Annotated in this window: 15 protein-coding genes; all 15 read right to left on the bottom strand. The window is 58.5% G+C overall.

The features are described from left to right. Nucleotides 1–182: 182 nt before the first annotated feature. Nucleotides 183–1100 carry a UDP-3-O-acyl-N-acetylglucosamine deacetylase gene (gene lpxC / locus ACOI7D_RS16090; protein WP_002888632.1) on the bottom strand — a complete coding sequence of 306 codons (918 nt, stop codon included), beginning with the start codon at nucleotides 1098–1100 and terminating at the stop codon, nucleotides 183–185. A gap of 100 nt (nucleotides 1101–1200) precedes the next feature. Beyond that, the gene (gene ftsZ, locus ACOI7D_RS16085; protein WP_002888628.1) at nucleotides 1201–2352 is read right to left on the bottom strand and encodes a cell division protein FtsZ; all 1152 of its coding nucleotides are present in this window, start codon (nucleotides 2350–2352) and stop codon (nucleotides 1201–1203) included. 62 nt (nucleotides 2353–2414) lie between these two features. Next, a complete protein-coding gene (gene ftsA, locus ACOI7D_RS16080) occupies nucleotides 2415–3677 on the bottom strand; it encodes a cell division protein FtsA (protein ID WP_004204343.1) in 1263 nt (420 codons plus the stop codon). Next, nucleotides 3674–4504, bottom strand: a complete 831-nt coding sequence (gene ftsQ / locus ACOI7D_RS16075) for a cell division protein FtsQ (protein ID WP_004204342.1) — start codon at nucleotides 4502–4504, stop codon at nucleotides 3674–3676. Before ftsQ ends, ftsA begins: the two co-directional genes overlap by 4 nt. Before the next feature lies 1 nt (nucleotide 4505). Next, entirely contained in the window at nucleotides 4506–5426 is a 921-nt protein-coding gene (locus ACOI7D_RS16070) for a D-alanine--D-alanine ligase (protein WP_023291983.1), read from the bottom strand. Further along, on the bottom strand, nucleotides 5419–6894 hold the full coding sequence (murC, locus tag ACOI7D_RS16065; RefSeq protein ID WP_023291982.1) for a UDP-N-acetylmuramate--L-alanine ligase: 1476 nt from the start codon (nucleotides 6892–6894) through the stop codon (nucleotides 5419–5421). The genes ACOI7D_RS16070 and murC overlap by 8 nt, the downstream gene beginning before the upstream one ends. Nucleotides 6895–6941: 47 nt before the next feature. Continuing rightward, the gene (gene murG / locus ACOI7D_RS16060) at nucleotides 6942–8012 is read right to left on the bottom strand and encodes an undecaprenyldiphospho-muramoylpentapeptide beta-N-acetylglucosaminyltransferase (protein WP_032429099.1); all 1071 of its coding nucleotides are present in this window, start codon (nucleotides 8010–8012) and stop codon (nucleotides 6942–6944) included. Beyond that, nucleotides 8009–9283 (bottom strand): cell division protein FtsW, encoded by a 1275-nt coding sequence (gene ftsW / locus ACOI7D_RS16055; protein WP_004204337.1) that lies wholly within the window; start codon nucleotides 9281–9283, stop codon nucleotides 8009–8011. Before ftsW ends, murG begins: the two co-directional genes overlap by 4 nt. Further along, nucleotides 9283–10599: a UDP-N-acetylmuramoyl-L-alanine--D-glutamate ligase gene (gene murD / locus ACOI7D_RS16050; protein WP_023291980.1), complete on the bottom strand. Its 1317-nt coding sequence runs from the start codon at nucleotides 10597–10599 to the stop codon at nucleotides 9283–9285. The genes ftsW and murD overlap by 1 nt, the downstream gene beginning before the upstream one ends. A gap of 2 nt (nucleotides 10600–10601) precedes the next feature. Continuing rightward, a complete protein-coding gene (gene mraY / locus ACOI7D_RS16045; RefSeq protein ID WP_004204335.1) occupies nucleotides 10602–11684 on the bottom strand; it encodes a phospho-N-acetylmuramoyl-pentapeptide-transferase in 1083 nt (360 codons plus the stop codon). Further along, nucleotides 11678–13036 carry a UDP-N-acetylmuramoyl-tripeptide--D-alanyl-D-alanine ligase gene (gene murF / locus ACOI7D_RS16040; protein WP_044521021.1) on the bottom strand — a complete coding sequence of 453 codons (1359 nt, stop codon included), beginning with the start codon at nucleotides 13034–13036 and terminating at the stop codon, nucleotides 11678–11680. Before murF ends, mraY begins: the two co-directional genes overlap by 7 nt. Further along, nucleotides 13033–14520, bottom strand: coding sequence for a UDP-N-acetylmuramoyl-L-alanyl-D-glutamate--2,6-diaminopimelate ligase (gene murE, locus ACOI7D_RS16035; protein WP_023291978.1), 1488 nt, complete (start codon nucleotides 14518–14520; stop codon nucleotides 13033–13035). Before murE ends, murF begins: the two co-directional genes overlap by 4 nt. After that, nucleotides 14507–16273 carry a peptidoglycan glycosyltransferase FtsI gene (locus ACOI7D_RS16030; RefSeq protein WP_023291977.1) on the bottom strand — a complete coding sequence of 589 codons (1767 nt, stop codon included), beginning with the start codon at nucleotides 16271–16273 and terminating at the stop codon, nucleotides 14507–14509. The genes murE and ACOI7D_RS16030 overlap by 14 nt, the downstream gene beginning before the upstream one ends. 15 nt (nucleotides 16274–16288) lie before the next feature. Beyond that, a complete protein-coding gene (ftsL, locus tag ACOI7D_RS16025; protein ID WP_002888550.1) occupies nucleotides 16289–16654 on the bottom strand; it encodes a cell division protein FtsL in 366 nt (121 codons plus the stop codon). Further along, a complete protein-coding gene (gene rsmH / locus ACOI7D_RS16020) occupies nucleotides 16651–17592 on the bottom strand; it encodes a 16S rRNA (cytosine(1402)-N(4))-methyltransferase RsmH (RefSeq protein ID WP_004204328.1) in 942 nt (313 codons plus the stop codon). Before rsmH ends, ftsL begins: the two co-directional genes overlap by 4 nt.

The raw sequence follows: 17592 nt of genomic DNA, 5'->3' as shown, positions 1-17592 counted from the left end.
TGAGGCAGCATGAATGAAGGCTGTTGCCCGGGGAAAACGCTTAATAAAGCAGCGAACGCGCGCTAATTATTACCCAGAAATCGCAGCGAAAAATAACGGGAAGAGGCTATAAAAGAAAAACGACTGGTTCCCTGGTCGGAGAGAGTACCAGGTTACCAGTCGAATTTACTGAATGGTCAGGCTTACGCCAAAACCATCGACGGTGCGCGGAACGCCATTGGCAGTTTTGCGTCGTCTTCGAAGGTCACATACTCCCAGGCTTCCTGTTTTGCCAGAACAGCCTGCAGCAGTTTGTTATTCAACGCGTGACCCGATTTGTACGCCGTGAATGCGCCGATAATGTTGTGACCACACATAAACAGGTCACCGATCGCATCCAGCATTTTGTGGCGAACAAATTCGTCTTCAAAGCGCAGACCGTCTTCGTTCAGTACGCGATAATCGTCAACAACGATGGCACAATCGAAGCTGCCGCCCAGGCACAGGCCGCGGGACTGCAGATATTCGATATCGCGCATGAAACCGAAGGTACGCGCACGACTAATCTGACGCATGAACGCATCGGCCGAGAAGTTCAGCGTATAGCGCTGGGTGCTGGCATCAATCGCCGGATGGTTAAAATCGATGGTGAAGTCCAGCGAAAAACCATTGTACGGTTTGAATTCAGCCCATTTGTCGCCATCTTCGACGCGAACCGTCTCTTTGATACGTACAAATTTCTTGGCGCAGTTCAGTTCATCGATGCCGGCGTCCAGCAACAAATAAACGAACGGAGCCGCACTGCCGTCCATAATCGGGATTTCCGGTGCATCGACTTCAACAATAATGTTGTCGATACCCAGGCCAGCCAATGCGGCGTTCAGGTGTTCAACCGTAGAAATCCGCACGTCATGCTCATTAACCAGGCAAGTACAGAGCATGGTATCACGCACAGATTTGGCATCAGCCGGAAAATCTACCGGTGGATTCAAGTCGGTGCGACGATAGATGACCCCGGTATTTGCCGGCGCAGGGCGTAACGTCAGTGTGACTTTCTTGCCGGTATGCAAACCGACACCAGTCGCCTGAACGATACGTTTAAGAGTCCTTTGTTTGATCATCGTATAATCTCGCCAATTTACCTATCCAACCGAAGTGTACACCACTATCGGGAGGCCAGTTTAGCACAAAGAGCGCAGATGCCCAACTTCCAGTCGATTCTTAATCGGCTTGCTTACGCAGGAAGGCTGGGATATCCAGATAATCCGGCTCTTTCGCGGTTTGCGGCGTATTGTCGTTCACCACTTTTGCCGCCGGCTTCTGCTCTTGCGTCAGCGGGGACATACCGTGCTGCTGGTAGCGATCCATCACCGGCTGCTGAACCTGTTTGTTGGTCACCAGGGTAATTTCCGGACGCTTGTCCATGCCGATACCGGTCGCCACTACGGTGACGCGCAGTTCGTCGTTCATATCCGGGTCCAGAGAGGTACCGATAACCACGGTGGCGTTATCCGAAGCAAATGCGCGGATGGTGTTACCCACGGTTTCGAACTCATCCAGACGCAGGTCAAAGCCCGCGGTGATGTTAACCAGCACGCCGCGCGCGCCGGACAGGTCGATATCTTCCAGCAGCGGAGAAGAGATAGCCATTTCAGCCGCTTCTTCCGCACGGTCTTCACCGCTCGCCACGCCGGAGCCCATCATCGCGTAGCCCATTTCTGACATCACGGTACGGACGTCCGCGAAGTCGACGTTCATCAGGCCCGGACGGGTGATCAGTTCGGCGATACCCTGCACCGCGCCTTTGAGGACGTCGTTTGCCGCGCCGAACGCGTCAAGCAGAGAAATGCCGCGGCCAAGTACTTTCAGCAGCTTGTCGTTCGGGATGGTGATCAGTGAGTCAACGTGCTTGGACAGCTCGGTGATCCCCTGCTCAGCAAACGCCATGCGCTTCTTGCCTTCAAAATTAAACGGCTTAGTGACCACCGCCACGGTGAGGATCCCCAGATCCTTAGCCACTTCGGCAACAACAGGCGCCGCGCCGGTACCGGTACCGCCGCCCATGCCTGCCGCGATGAACACCATGTCTGCGCCATCAAGGGCCGCGCGCAGCGCTTCACGGTCTTCGTCCGCCGCATTACGGCCGACTTCCGGGTTCGCGCCAGCGCCCAGACCTTTGGTAATACCGCTACCGATCTGGATAGTCTGGCCAACAGCCGTTTTGCGCAGCGCCTGCGCATCGGTGTTCACCGCGAAGAATTCAACACCCTCAATGCGCTCGCGCACCATGTGTTCAACGGCATTACCGCCGCCGCCACCGACGCCGATGACTTTAATCACCGCGTCGTTGGTCAGTTCCATAGGTTCAAACATAGTTTCTCTCCGTTTTGTGCCTGTCGCCTGAGAACGCTAATTGTCTGCGTTCTCTTAAAAAATTAAAACTCTTTTCGCAGCCAGCTGTTGAGTCGCTTAATCCACGAGCCCACCGACGCCGTCACGCGTTTTTCGACTTCCGCTTCACCACTCAGATGTGACTCTTTTCCGTAGTGCAGCAGCCCCACCGCCGTCGAATAATACGGCTCCTGGGCATAGTCCGTTAAACCGGTGATGTTCAGCGGCGCGCCAATGCGCACCTGAGTATGGAACACGCGCTGCGCACAGGCCGCCAGACCTTCAATTTGCGCCGCGCCGCCGGTTAACACAATCCCCGCCGCCAGATGGTGTTTAACCCCCTGCTGGCGGAGCTGTTCCTGCAGCTGCAGGATCTCTTCATTGACCAGATTAAGCAGTTCGGTATAGCGCGGTTCAATCACCTCAGCCAGCGTCTGACGCTGCAGGCTACGCGGCGGCCGTCCGCCTACGCTCGGTACTTCGACGTTTTCGTCTTTACCGACGATGGAACCCAACGCGCAACCGTGACGAACCTTAATGGCTTCGGCGTCGCTCGGGGGCGTACCGAAGGCATAGGCGATATCGCTGGTCACCACGTTGCCCGCGTACGGGATCACTTTGGTGTGACGCAGCGCGCCGCCGGTATAGACGGCGATATCCATTGTACCACCGCCAATATCCACCACGCAGACGCCCAGCTCACGTTCGTCTTCTGTTAATACGGAATAACTGGCCGCTAAACCGGCGAAAATAAGTTGGTCAACTTTCAGACCACAACGTTCCACCGCTTTAACAATGTTTTTCGCCATATCGTTATGGCAGGTAATCAGATGTACCTTCGCCTGCATACGCACGCCGGACAGCCCTACCGGGTTTTTTATCCCTTCCTGGTAGTCAATGGCGTATTCCTGCGGAATCACGTGCAGGACGCGGTGCTCATCGCGTACGCGAACCGACTTCGCGGTATGGACCACGTTCTCGACGTCGTCCAGCGTCACTTCTTCTTCCGAAATCGGTACCATCCCGATTTCATTCTGACAGCTTATATGTTTACCCGAAAGAGCCAAATAAACTGATGAAATCTGGCAATCCGCCATCAGTTCGGCCTGGTCGATGGCGCGCTGTACGCATTTCACCACCGACTCGAGGTCGTTCACACCGCCTTTATCCATACCACGCGATGGGCAACTGCCCACGCCGATGATATTAATCATGCCGTCGGGCAGAACTTCCCCTACTAAAGCGGCCACCTTGGCGGTGCCAATCTCCAGTCCAACTACCAGTTTTCTGTCCGTCGCCTTGATCATTGTTGTTCTGCCTGTGCCTGATTCTGTTGTTGATTAGTTTCCTCTGCGGGAGCAGGTACCCAGCCCACTGCCGCACCCGAGTCATAACGCAAATCAACGTAGCTAATCCGTTTGCCATCGGTCTGCGCCTGCTGCTGAAGAACCGGGTAGAGTTCCATAAAGCGCTGAAGCCGTTTCATGGTGTCGCCACGGCCAAGGTTGAGCTTAATGTCATTATTAAGCGTCAACTGCCAGGAACGACGGGCGGTCATTGCCGCCACTTTCAACGTGAATTTATCCTTTGCCAGCACCTGCCCCATGTCACGGTACCCTTGCAGCACTTCGTTCTCGCTGCCTTCCGGGCCATATAACATCGGTAAATTCTGTTTGCTGGTGCGATCCGCCGGCACGCTGAAGGCATTTCCTTCTGCATCCACCATATGTTGATCATTCCAGCGTGCAATCGGCACATATTCAACCAGATGAATCTTCAATTCATCGGGCCACTGCTTTCGGACGCTCGCCTGCTTAATCCATGGCAGACGTTCAATCTGACTCTGAATGATGTTCACATCCTGAGTCATAAAGGTGCCCGGCGAACCCAGCGCCAGGATCGCCTGGCGGATGTCATCATTGCGCGTATAGTGACGCTCGCCGGTCACCACCATCTTCGACAGCGGTAAACGCTGCGCGTCTTCCATCCAGCCAAGAACCATCCACCCGCTGACCAGCACGGTAAACAGCACCGCCAGCAGGAAAACGATCCCTGCCAGCCGCGTTCCATTACTCCGACGCGAAGAAGAAACGTCCTCTTCATGGTTCCGCGTATTCAGCGCAGCCTGCGACATATCACCCCGCCAGGTCCAGAATTCGTACAACAAGCTGGGAGAAGCTCATTCCTGCCTGACGCGCCGCCATCGGTACAAGGCTATGGCTGGTCATGCCCGGGGAAGTATTCGCTTCCAGCAGATAAAACTGGCCATCGCTGTCCAGCATCACGTCAATACGGCCCCAGCCTTTGCAACCCAGAACATTCCAGGCTTTAAGCACCAGGCTCTGAATGACTGACTCACGCGCTGGATCTTCCAATCCTGGGCAGAAATATTGCGTCTCATCAGAGAGATACTTCGCCTCATAATCATAGAAGGTTCCAGCCGCCTGGATACGTATTGACGGTAAAATTTCTTCACCGACGATGGCGACGGTAAATTCCGGCCCACTGAGCCATTTTTCGACCAAAACTTCATCATCATGCTGAAAAGCCAGCGCGAGTGCACTCGCTAAATCACAGCTTTCGCTGACTTTCGACATCCCGACGCTGGAGCCTTCGCGGCTGGGCTTGATGATGAGCGGCAGACCCAGCGCCGCAATCTGCTGTTCGACATCAGCAGATAATCCGGCGCTAAACTGGGCGCGGGTCAGCGCCACCCACGGCGCGACCGGTAATCCGGCCCCCTGCCACAGCCATTTGCTGCGCAGTTTATCCATTGAAATCGCCGAAGCCATCACGCCGCTGCCGGTATAAGGCAGCTGGATCAGATCCAACAGCCCCTGCAGCGTGCCATCTTCCCCGCCGCGGCCGTGGAGTGCAATAAACGCTTTCTTAAAGCCCAGCTTTTTCAACTGGGTAATATCGACATCGCGCGGGTCAACCGGATGGGCATCCACCCCGGCTTCACGCAGCCCGGCCAGCACCGCGGCGCCTGAATTCAGCGACACTTCACGTTCAGCGGAGGTTCCACCGAAAAGCACCGCGATTTTATCAGCCATGGCGCTCCTCCTCCGTTTTTTGCGGGATCAGTTTGATTTCAGCCAGGTGACGGGCGATTTTTCCAATGTTTCCGGCACCTTGCACCAGCACTAAATCGTTGCCGGTCAGCACCGACGCCAGCATCGCCGCGGCCTGCGCCGGGTCGGATACCAGAATCGGGTCGACTTTACCGCGACCACGGATCGTACGGCACAGCGAGCGGCTGTCGGCGCCCGGGATCGGCGCTTCGCCTGCCGGGTAGACATCGAGCATCAGCAGCGCATCGACCTGGGTCAGCACGTTGGCGAAATCATCGTACAGATCGCGAGTACGGGTATAACGGTGCGGCTGGAATACCATCACCAGATTTTTATCCGGCCAGCCGGCACGCGCCGCTTTGATAGTGGCGTCGACTTCCGTCGGGTGGTGACCGTAGTCATCGATCAGCATCGCACTGCCCGCTTTGCCGTTGACTTCCGTCAGCGGATATTCGCCAAGAAAGTCGAAGCGACGACCGGTACCCTGGAAGCTTTCCAGCGCGCGCAGGATCGCCTGATCGTCAATCCCCTCTTCCGTCGCCACGGCGACAGCCGCCGCCGCGTTCAGCGCGTTATGGCGTCCCGGGGCATTGAGTGTCACCTGCAGCAGTTCTTTATCCTGACGCACCAGGCGGAAATGCCCCTGCGCCCCAACCTGACGGTAGTCTTCTACGCGAACGTCGGCGTCGTCGCTGAAACCGTAGGTGGTGATCTGCCGGCCAACGCGCGGCAGCAGTTCACGAATAACCGGATCGTCCACGCACATTACCGCGCGTCCGTAGAACGGCAGGTTGTGCAGGAAATTAATAAAGGTCTGCTTCAGATTTTCGAAGTCGCCATGGTAGGTATCCATATGGTCGGCTTCGATGTTGGTCACAATCGCGACCATCGGCTGCAGATGCAGGAACGATGCATCGCTCTCATCCGCTTCCGCAATCAGGTAACGGCTATGGCCGAGACGGGCATGCACGCCCGCCGCTTTCACCAGCCCGCCGTTGACGAAGGTCGGGTCCAGCCCGGCTTCGGCGTAAATACTGGACACCATCGCGGTGGTGGTGGTTTTGCCGTGAGTTCCGGCAATCGCGATCCCGTGACGGAAGCGCATCAGCTCCGCCAGCATTTCCGCACGACGGATCACCGGGATACGCGCTTCGTGCGCGGCGACGATTTCCGGGTTATCGGCGGAAATCGCGCTGGAAACTACGACCACGCTGGCATCGCGCACGTTTTCCGGGCGATGGTTGAAATAAATGGTGGCGCCAAGCTGCGACAGCTGCTGGGTCACCGGATTCGGCGCCAGGTCGGAGCCGCTGATCTGGTAACCTTCATTAGCCAACACTTCGGCAATACCGCCCATACCGGCACCGCCGATGCCGACAAAGTGAATGTGCCGGACGCGACGCATCTCGGGCACTATGGAACGCAGTTTTGCCAAATCTTGTGTATTCATTCTTTACGCCATCAACTTCTGTATTCGGGCGGTGAAAATCACCGCAATTAGCGCGCCAAAGCTACGGCGCTGACCTCTTCTGCTACCCGCTCGGTAGCGTCCGGAATCGAAGCGCCACGCGCTCGTTCCGCCATATCCAGCAAGGTTTCCCGATCCCAGCTCGCCAGAGTAGAGGCTACCGCCTCTACCGTGAACGCCGGCTGTTCGAGAATTTTCGCCGCGCCGGCTTTCTCCAGCGGCAGCGCATTCCAGTACTGCTGACGATCTTTGTGCTGGAACGGTACAAACAGCGCCGGTAAGCCCGCGGCCGCGATTTCGCTAACCGTCAGCGCGCCGGAACGGCAAACCACGACATCTGCCCAGGCATACGCCGCGGCCATATCATCAATAAATTCCGTCACTTTATGCTGCGGCTGCCCCGCGGCGGCATAGGCCTGCTGCACGGTTTGCTGGCCGCCTTTACCGCTCTGATGCCAGATGGTCACCGTATCGCCGAGCTTCGCCGCCACCTGCGGCATGGTCTGGTTCAGGACGCGCGCGCCCTGAGAGCCACCGACCACCAGTACGCGAATCGGCCCCTGACGGCCCACCAGACGCTGCCCCGGCAGCGGCAGCGCCAGCACATCGGTGCGCACCGGATTCCCGACCACGTCCGCATGCGGAAAGGCGCCGGGAAACGCCTGCATCACTTTCTTCGCAATCTTCGCCAGCCACTTGTTGGTCAGGCCGGCAATGCCGTTTTGCTCGTGGAGGACCACCGGGATCCCCAGCGACCACGCCGCCAGACCGCCAGGCCCGGACACATAGCCGCCCATGCCCAGCACCACGTCCGGCTGGAAACGCTTCATGATCGCCCGCGCCTGACGCCAGGCGTTGAAGATCCGCACCGGCGCCAGCAGCTGTGCTTTAATCCCTTTGCCACGCAGGCCGGAGATACGGATAAAATCAATCTCGATGCCGTTTTTCGGCACTAAATCCGCTTCCATACGATCGGCGGTACCCAGCCAGCGAACCTGCCAGCCCTGGTCCATTAGATGGTGCGCGACCGCCAGTCCCGGGAACACATGCCCGCCGGTACCGCCCGCCATCACCATCAACCGCTTTTCCTGACCGCTCATCGAACACCCCGTGTAAACGCCTGGGCTTTTTCCAGACGCGTTTCATAATCAATTCGCAACAACAACATGATGGCCGTCGACATAATCAGCAGACTGGAACCACCATAACTGATCAGCGGCAGCGTCAGACCTTTCGTCGGCAGCATCCCCGCCGCCGCCCCGACGTTAACTAAGGCCTGGAAGCTAAACCAGATACCAATCGCACAGGCGAGGAAGCCGGAGAAGCGATGATCGATCTCCAGCGCTTTTCGGCCAATCGACATGGCGCGGAAAGCGACGAAGAATACCATTAAAAGCGCCAGTACCACACCGATATAACCGAGTTCTTCGCCGATGATGGCGAAGATAAAGTCAGTGTGCGCTTCCGGCAAATACTCCAGTTTTTGCACCGAGTTACCGAGTCCCTGCCCCCACATCTCGCCGCGGCCAAAGGCCATCAGCGACTGGGTCAGCTGGTAGCCGCTGCCGAACGGGTCTTCCCACGGGTTCCAGAAGGAGGTCACGCGGCGAATACGGTACGGTTCGGCGAGGATCAACAGGACCACCGCCGAGATGCCCATGCCGATAATGGCGATGAACTGCCACAGCTTGGCGCCGGCGAGGAACAGCATCGCCAGCGTGGTGACGAACAGCACCACCACCGTACCGAGGTCAGGCTGCGCCAGCAGCAGGATCGCCAGCACGAAAATCACGCCCATCGGTTTTAAGAAGCCGCGCAGGTTGTTGCGCACTTCATCAGCTTTACGCACCAGATAGTTGGCGATGTAACAGAACAGCGACAGCTTGGTGAACTCCGCCGGCTGAATGCGCAGCGGACCGAGGGCGATCCAGCGCGATGCACCGTTTACCGAGCTACCCACCACCAGCACGATCAGCAGCATGACGATCGAGGCGATCAGCATCGCGGTACTGTGGCGCTGCCAGAAATCCATCGGCAGTCGCAGCGTCACCAGCGCGAGGACAAAGGCCAGCACAATGTACAGGCCGTCACGCTTGGCGAAGAGGAAAGGATCGTTCGCCAGACGCTGCCCCACCGGCATTGACGCCGAGGTCACCATAATAAAGCCGATCGCCGCCAGGCCGAAGGTCAGCCACAGCAGCATCCGGTCATACATCACCAGACTGTCGTTATCTTTTGGGCGCGAGCCCATCACCCAGCCTTTCAGCGCGGCGAACAGCCAGGCGAAGATAAACATCCCCGGCAGTCGCGGCAGTCTCAACCGAGGCAAGCTCAGTTGCGGCATTCTCAGGCGTGGGAGAGAGAAACGCATCAACCTAACTCCTTCGCCAGGCGGGCAAACATCTCGCCCCGTTGTTCAAAGTTCTTAAACTGATCCAGGCTGGCGCAGGCCGGCGACAGGAGAACCATGTCGCCCGCTTTCACCAGGGGCGCAATCTGACGCATCGCCTGTTCCATGGTTTCAGTTTGTACCGCCACCTCAGGACGCAGCTCGGCGAGCTCGGCGCCGTCGCGACCAAAGCAGTACAGGCGGATACGATCGCCGCCAAGGTAGCGCTTCAGCGGGGTGAAATCAGCGGACTTGCCGTCGCCGCCCAGCAGCAGATACAGCGTGCCATCAAGCTGCAGGCCGTTCAGCGCCGCCTCGGTACTGCCGACGTTGGTTGCCTTCGAGTCGTTAATCCAGCGCACGCCGTTGTGATCCAGCACCAGCTGGAAGCGATGCGCCAGGCCGGTAAAGGTGGTCAGCGCCTTCAGGCTGCTGGCACGCGGCAGGCCCGCGGCATCGGCCAGCGCCAGCGCCGCCAGGGCGTTGCTGTAGTTATGCTGACCCGTGATAGACATCTCTTTTACATTGAGGACTTTCTCACCTTTAACGCGCAGCCAGGTCTCGCCCTGCTGACGGTTAAGGTGGTAGTCACCGACATCGACGCCAAAGCTGATGCAGCGATCGTCCGCGCCGCGTACCGGCATGGTGAGCGCATCGTCCGCGTTGACCACGCAGGTCTTTGCATTCTCGTAAATCCGCAGCTTCGCCGCGCGATACTGCTGCAGCCCCAGCGGGTAGCGGTCCATATGGTCCTCAGTCACGTTGAGGATGGTTGCCGCCACCGCCTGCAGGCTGGAGGTGGTTTCCAGCTGGAAGCTGGAGAGCTCCAGGACATACAGCTCACGATCGGTATCCAGCAGCATCAGCGCCGGCAGGCCGATATTGCCGCCCACGCCGACGTTAACCCCGGCCGCTTTCGCCATCTCGCCCACCAGGGTGGTGACGGTGCTTTTGCCGTTCGAACCGGTAATGGCGATGATCGGCGCCTGCGCTTCGCGGCAGAACAGTTCGATATCGCCAACGATCTCTACGCCAGCGTCCGCCGCTGCGCTCAACGAAGGATGAGCCAGCGCGATGCCGGGACTGGCGACAATCAGATCCGCCGCCAGCAGCCAGGTATCATTGAGGCCGCCGACATGGCATTCGACCGATTCAGGCAATTTATCCAGCCCGGGAGGCGCGACGCGGGTGTCCATCACGCGCGGGGTTACGCCGCGCGCCATGAAAAAGTCCACGCATGACAGGCCGGTCATGCCCAGCCCAATAATGACGACTTTTTTACCCTGATAATCTGCCATGATTAACGTACCTTCAGCGTCGCCAGGCCAATCAGCACCAGCATCAGCGAAATAATCCAGAAGCGCACGATAACGCGCGGCTCCGGCCAGCCTTTCAGTTCATAGTGGTGGTGGATCGGCGCCATGCGGAAGATACGCTGACCGCGCAGCTTAAAGGAGCCGACCTGCAGGATCACCGACAGGGTCTCCACCACGAAAACGCCGCCCATAATCACCAGCAGGAATTCCTGACGCAGCAGCACGGCGATAATGCCCAGCGCGCCGCCGAGCGCCAGCGAACCGACGTCGCCCATAAAGACCTGCGCCGGATAGGTGTTAAACCACAGAAAGCCCAGCCCCGCGCCGACGATCGCCGTACAGACGATCACCAGTTCGCCGGCGTGGCGCAGATAGGGGATGTGCAGGTAGTTGGCGAAATTCATGTTACCGGTCGCCCACGCCACCAGCGCAAAACCCGCCGCGACGAAGACGGTGGGCATGATCGCCAGGCCGTCGAGACCGTCGGTCAGGTTAACCGCATTGCCGGTGCCGACAATCACGAAGTAGGCCAGCAGGATATAGAACAGCCCCAGCTGCGGCATGACGTCTTTAAAGAACGGCACCACCAGCTCGGTCGCCGGGGTGTCTTTCCCGGCCAGATAGAGCGCGAACGCCACGCCCAGCGCGATCACCGACATCCAGAAATACTTCCAGCGGGCGATCAGGCCTTTGGTGTCTTTGCGCACCACTTTACGGTAGTCATCAACGAAGCCGATGATCCCGTAGCCGATTAATACCGTCAGTACGCACCAGACGTACGGGTTGGAGGGGTAAGCCCACAGCAGAACGGAGACGGTGATCGCAGTGAGGATCATGATCCCCCCCATGGTCGGCGTGCCGCGTTTGCTGAAGTGGGACTCCGGACCGTCGTTACGAACCACCTGGCCGAAGGAGAGTTTTTGCAGACGGGCGATCATGCGCGGGCCCATCCACAGAGAGATGAACAGCGCGGTCAGCAGGCTGACGATGGCGCGAAACGTCAAATACGAAAAGACGTTAAAGCCGGAATAATATTTGACCAAATGTTCGGCCAGCCATACTAACATGTCCCAGTCTCCTGTAATGCGCGTACTACCTCTTCCATGGCGGCACTACGTGAACCCTTCACTAAAATGGTCATTATCTTATGCTCCGCCAGCAGCTCGCGCAGGCGAGCCACCACGGCGGCTTTATCGTTAAAATGTTCGCCCACGCCGCTGGCGCGGCTGATATCCGCGCTCAAGGCGCCGACGCTGAGAACACAATCCAGCCCTGCCGCTTTCGCCGCTTCACCGACTTCACGATGGCAAGCCGCGCTTTCCGCGCCAAGCTCCGCCATATCGCCGACCACCATCGTCCGGAAGCCGGGCATCTCTGACAGCACCTGCACCGCCGCGGTCATCGAACCGACGTTAGCGTTATAGGAGTCATCCAGCAGCAGCTGACTCTCGGTCAGGCGGATCGGGAACAGACGTCCCGGAACGGCCTGCAGCTGCGCCAGACCGGCTTTCACCGCCGCCAGATCGGCGCCTACCGCCATCGCCAGCGAGGTCGCCGCCAGCGCGTTAGCGATGTTGTGGCGTCCCGGCAGCGGCAGCAGTACGTCAACGTTGCCGGTTGGGGTCTGCAGCGTAAATTCGGTGCCGTGGCTGGTGATCTGCACGTTAGTCGCGGTGAAATCGCTGTTGGCCGCGTTCGGCGAGAAGCGCCACACTTTGCGATCGCCAATCACCGCCTGCCAGTTCAGCCAGTCGTTGTTGTCGGCATTGAGAATGGCGATGCCGTTTTCCGGCAGACCGGTATAGATTTCGCCCTTCGCCTTCGCCACGCCCGCCAGCGAGCCGAAACCTTCAAGGTGCGCGGCGGCAAGGTTGTTGACCAGCGCCGCTTCCGGACGCGTCAGGCTGACGGTCCACGCGATTTCGCCCTGGTGGTTGGCGCCAAGCTCAATCACCGCGTACTGATGTTCTTTGGTCAGACGCAGCAGGGTCATCGGCACGCCGATATCGTTGTTCAGGTTGCCGGCGGTATACAGCGTGTTGCCGCACTGGCTGAGGATCGCCGCGGTCATCTCTTTGACCGAGGTTTTACCGGACGAGCCGGTCAGGGCGACGACGCGGGTCGGCACCTGCTGACGTACCCAGGCGGCCAACTCGCCGAAAGCCTGCCGGGTATCTTTCACGATCACCTGCGGGAGATCGCAGGGTAGCGGACGGCTCACCAGCAGCGCGCCGGCGCCTGCCGCTTTCGCCTGTTCGGCAAAATCATGGGCGTCGAAACGCTCGCCTTTCAGCGCCACAAACAGGCAGCCCGCCGTGATTTTACGGGTGTCGGTGGTCACCTCGTCGATAGCGATATCGCTACCCTGCCGTTCGCCATGAGCGATCGCGGCGAGCTGGCTTAACGTAAAGCGAATCATGCTACCGCTCCCAGCAGACGCGCGACGGTGACGCGGTCGGAATAATCCAGACGACGGTTGCCGACGATCTGGTAATCTTCATGGCCTTTACCCGCCACCAGCACCACGTCGTTCTCCTGCGCCTGCATCACGGCGTTGGTCACCGCTTCCGCACGGCCTTCCATCACTTTTGCATGACCTGCATCGAGCATGCCGGCCAGAATATCGTTGATAATCGCCCGCGGCTCTTCGGTACGCGGGTTGTCGTCAGTGACGACCACGATATCGGCGAACTCTTCAGCAATCGCCCCCATCAGCGGACGCTTGCCTTTGTCGCGGTCTCCGCCGCAGCCGAAGACGCACCACAGCTTGCCGCTGCAGTGCAGGCGCGCGGCCTGCAGCGCTTTTTCCAGCGCGTCAGGCGTATGGGCATAATCCACCACCACGGCCGGTTTACCGGGCGCGCTGAACACTTCCATACGGCCGCATACCGGCTGTAAACGAGCCGCCGTTTTCAGCAGATCGGCCAGCGGATAGCCCAGAGCCAGCAGCGTGGCCAGCGCCAGCAGCAGGTTGCTGACGTTAAAGGCGCCCATCAGGCGACTTTCGATTTCACCGTTGCCCCAGCTGGAGTCAAACTGGATGGTGGCGCCGCTGTCGTGATAGTTGACCGCGGTGGCCTTCAGCCAGCGGCCGTGGCAGTTCGGATTGATATGATCTTCCATCGACACCGCCACCGCGTCCGGTAGCTTCGCCAGCCAGCGACGACCGACTTCATCGTCAGCGTTGACGATGGCCTGGCCGCAATGGTGGGTGGAGTACAGCAGCCATTTCGCCGCTTCGTAGTGCGCCATATCGCCATGGTAGTCGAGGTGGTCGCGGCTCAGGTTGGTAAATACCGAGGCGGCAAACTGCACGGCCGCCACGCGGTGCTGCACCAGCCCGTGGGAAGAGACTTCCATCGCGCCGAAGGTTGCCCCCTGCTCGACCAGGCCGGAAAGCACGTGCTGAACATCGACCGCAGAGCCGGTGGTGTTTTCGCTCGGCACCACTTTATCCAGCAGCCCGTTGCCGACGGTCCCCATCACCGCGCTGGTTTCGCCGAGCAGTTTCGCCCATTGCGCCAGAAGCTGGGTGGTGGTGGTTTTGCCGTTGGTACCGGTCACGCCCACCAGACGCAGCTGCTGCGACGGCTGATGATAAAAACGCCCGGCCAGCGCCGATAAACGTTCGTTAAGCTGGCTCAGGTAGATAACCGGCACGCCGTGCATTTCACGGATCTCACCGTCTTTCGCTTCGCCCTGCGCTTCAGCAATAATGGCAGCCACACCTTGCGCTATCGCCTGCGGGATATAACGACGCCCGTCCGCCTGATGACCCTGTACCGCGATAAAGAGATCGCCGGAAGCCGCCACCCGGCTGTCCAGCGTCATCTCTCGCAGAATGCGCTCCGGTGCGTTTGGCACCCATGGAGCGAGAAGGTCGCGCAAATTACGATCTGCCACCTGTTCCCTCGCCTTGATTAATTACAAATTCACTTTTTTCGCCCGTTGCCAGCGCATCCGGTTCGATGTTCATGGTGCGCAATACGCCGCCCATGATGGCACCGAACACCGGCGCGGAAACGGCGCCACCGTAGTATTTACCTGCCTGCGGGTCGTTGATCACCACCACCAGCGCAAAGCGCGGATGGCTGGCGGGCGCAACGCCTGCGGTGTAAGCAATATATTTGTTGATATAGCGGCCATCCGGCCCCACTTTTTTCGCCGTACCGGTTTTAATCGCGATGCGATAGCCTTTGATCGCCGCTTTCACGCCGCCGCCGCCGGGCAGCGCCACGCTTTCCATCATATGAACGACGGTACGAACAAGTGATTCCGGGAAGACACGCTCGCCCGGAACCGGTGGATCAACTTTGGTAATCGACAGCGGGCGATAGATGCCGTAGCTGCCAATCGTTGCGTAGACTCGCGCTAACTGTAACGGGGTTACCATTAGCCCGTAGCCGAAAGAAAAGGTGGCCCTCTCTATGTCAGACCACCGTTGTTTTTGAGGATATAAGCCACTGCGTTCTCCGACCAACCCCAAATTGGTCGCCTTTCCAAGCCCAAAACGTGAGTAAGTATCTACTAACGCTGAGGACGGCATCGCTAACGCCAGCTTAGAAACACCGACGTTACTCGACTTCTGTAGCACCCCGGTCAGGGTCAATTCGCTGTAGCGCGCCACGTCTTTAATTTCGTGGCCGTTAATTCGATAAGGCACGGTATTGAGCACGGTATTTTCGTTGACGATACCGCGCTGCAGCGCCGTCATCACCACCATCGGCTTCACCGTCGAACCGGGTTCGAAGACGTCGGTGATGGCGCGGTTACGCATGGTGTCTTTCGCCGTGCCGGCGAAGTTGTTTGGGTTGTAGGACGGGCTGTTGGCCATCGCCAGCACTTCGCCGGTGTTCACGTCCACTAACACCGCGCTGCCGGACTCGGCTTTGTTAAAGGCCACGGCGTTGTTCAGCTCACGATAGACCAGCGCCTGCAGACGCTCGTCGATACTCAGCGCCAGGTTGTGCGCCGCCTGGCTGTCGGTGGAAGAGATGTCTTCAATTACCCGGCCATAGCGGTCTTTACGCACAATACGCTCGCCCGGCTGGCCGGTGAGCCATTTATCAAAGCTTTTTTCGACCCCTTCAATCCCCTGGCTGTCGACGTTGGTAAAACCGATGAGGTGAGCGGTCACTTCCCCGGAAGGGTAGTAACGACGGGATTCTTCACGCAGATGAATGCCCGGCAGCTTCAGTTTTTTGATGTAGTCGGCCATGTCAGGGTTAACCTGACGCGCCAGATAGATGAAACGCATCCGCGGATTGGTATTGATGCGCGTCGCCAGCTGATCCAGCGGCATATTGAGGGCATCCGCCAGCGCCTTCCAGCGCGTATCCAGGGTTACTCCGCCGGCATCATGGAGTTCTTTCGGATCGGCCCAGATAGCTTTCACCGGCACGCTGACCGCCAGCGGACGTCCGGAGCGGTCGGTAATCATCCCGCGCGCGGTGGACACTTCCTGTACGCGCAGGGAACGCATATCGCCCTGACGCACCAGCATATCCGGGCTGACCACCTGTAGCCAGGCAACGCGCCCCAGCAGGAAAGTCAGCGCCAGCAGAATGCAGCCGCACAGCAACGCAAAACGCCAACTGATAAAGTTGGCCTGTTCTTCCTGACGTTTTGCTTTTGGCGTTTTTGGCGCTGCTTTCATCCGTCGCAATAATCCTTATTTCTGTACAACGATATTTTCTTGTGATGGATCGACGTGTTGCATCTGCAACTTCTCGGTCGCGATCCGTTCAACCCGACTGTGATCGCCGAGCGCGTTCTCTTCGAGGATCAGGTTGCGCCACTCAATGTCCAGGGCGTCGCGTTCCAGAACCAGTTGTTCACGCTGCGCGGTCAACAGGCGCGTGTGGTGCGCGGTGGTGACCACGGTAATCGCCGTAATAATGATGCAAATGAACAGGCAGAGTGGCAGTTTCCCAAACCGCAGAAGGTCGTCCCCGATCACGCCAGGCAAAGCATGGCGCTCGTTGCTTCCAATCGACCCTTTAACTTTGCTTAAGGCCTCTGTCACTCTGCCGATCATGCGTTCGTCCTCTCTGCGATACGCAGCACTGAACTACGGGCACGTGGATTCTCTGCCACCTCTTCTTCGCCCGGCATCAACTTGCCTAGTGCTCGTAACTCACGGCCGCCCAGTTTTTTGAGCTGCGATTCGGTCATCGGTATTCCCGCCGGAACCTGCGGACCGCGGCTTTGCTCACGCATAAAGCGCTTTACAATGCGATCTTCCAGCGAATGAAAACTAATGATCGACAGCCGCCCGCCCGGGGCCAGCACGCTGAGCGAGCTTTTTAGCGCCTGCTCTATCTCCTCCAGTTCACTGTTTACCCAAATGCGCACCGCCTGGAAGGTACGGGTCGCGGGATGTTTGTGCTTATCTTTTACCGGCATCGCCGCGGCGATGACCTCCGCCAGCTCTTTGGTGCGGGTCATCGGTGCAATGCGATTACGTTCGACGATCGCGCGGGCGATCCGTTTACCGAAACGCTCTTCGCCGAAGGTTTTAATCACCCAGGCGATATCCGCTTCTTCAGCGGTCTGCAGCCATTCGGCCGCGGACTGACCGCGGGTCGGATCCATGCGCATATCCAGCGGCCCGTCGCGCATAAAGGAAAAGCCGCGTTCCGCATCGTCAAGCTGCGGGGAAGAGACGCCAAGATCGAGCAGAATGCCGTCGATCTTACCGGTAAGATTGCGCTCGCCGACGTACTCAGCAAGCTGTGAAAATGGACCATGTACGATGGAAAAGCGGGGATCATCGATGGTTTGCGCGACGGCAATCGCCTGAGGATCGCGATCGATTGCCAGCAAGCGTCCTTCCGCTCCCAGTTGGGAGAGGATCAGGCGCGAGTGACCGCCGCGACCAAAGGTACCATCAATATAGATACCGTCTGGACGAATATTGAGGCCGTTGACGGCTTCATCCAGAAGTACCGTAGTGTGTTTAAAATTTTCCATCAT

Source organism: Klebsiella sp. C360 (assembly GCF_048822415.1).
In the GTDB taxonomy this organism is placed as follows: domain Bacteria; phylum Pseudomonadota; class Gammaproteobacteria; order Enterobacterales; family Enterobacteriaceae; genus Klebsiella; species Klebsiella quasipneumoniae.
This window is presented reverse-complemented; position numbering and strand designations above follow the sequence as displayed.

Excerpts from the sequence above, each read along its gene's own strand:
- murG (WP_032429099.1), bottom strand. The coding sequence starts at position 8,012 with ATGAGCGGTCAGGAAAAGCGGTTGATGGTGATGGCGGGCGGTACCGGC.
- murD (WP_023291980.1), bottom strand. The coding sequence starts at position 10,599 with ATGGCAGATTATCAGGGTAAAAAAGTCGTCATTATTGGGCTGGGCATG.
- murF (WP_044521021.1), bottom strand. The coding sequence starts at position 13,036 with ATGATTCGCTTTACGTTAAGCCAGCTCGCCGCGATCGCTCATGGCGAA.
- murC (WP_023291982.1), bottom strand. The coding sequence starts at position 6,894 with ATGAATACACAAGATTTGGCAAAACTGCGTTCCATAGTGCCCGAGATG.
- ACOI7D_RS16070 (WP_023291983.1), bottom strand. The coding sequence starts at position 5,426 with ATGGCTGATAAAATCGCGGTGCTTTTCGGTGGAACCTCCGCTGAACGT.
- ftsW (WP_004204337.1), bottom strand. The coding sequence starts at position 9,283 with ATGCGTTTCTCTCTCCCACGCCTGAGAATGCCGCAACTGAGCTTGCCT.
- lpxC (WP_002888632.1), bottom strand. The coding sequence starts at position 1,100 with ATGATCAAACAAAGGACTCTTAAACGTATCGTTCAGGCGACTGGTGTC.
- rsmH (WP_004204328.1), bottom strand. The coding sequence starts at position 17,592 with ATGATGGAAAATTTTAAACACACTACGGTACTTCTGGATGAAGCCGTC.
- ftsZ (WP_002888628.1), bottom strand. The coding sequence starts at position 2,352 with ATGTTTGAACCTATGGAACTGACCAACGACGCGGTGATTAAAGTCATC.
- ftsL (WP_002888550.1), bottom strand. The coding sequence starts at position 16,654 with ATGATCGGCAGAGTGACAGAGGCCTTAAGCAAAGTTAAAGGGTCGATT.
- ACOI7D_RS16030 (WP_023291977.1), bottom strand. The coding sequence starts at position 16,273 with ATGAAAGCAGCGCCAAAAACGCCAAAAGCAAAACGTCAGGAAGAACAG.
- mraY (WP_004204335.1), bottom strand. The coding sequence starts at position 11,684 with ATGTTAGTATGGCTGGCCGAACATTTGGTCAAATATTATTCCGGCTTT.
- ftsA (WP_004204343.1), bottom strand. The coding sequence starts at position 3,677 with ATGATCAAGGCGACGGACAGAAAACTGGTAGTTGGACTGGAGATTGGC.
- ftsQ (WP_004204342.1), bottom strand. The coding sequence starts at position 4,504 with ATGTCGCAGGCTGCGCTGAATACGCGGAACCATGAAGAGGACGTTTCT.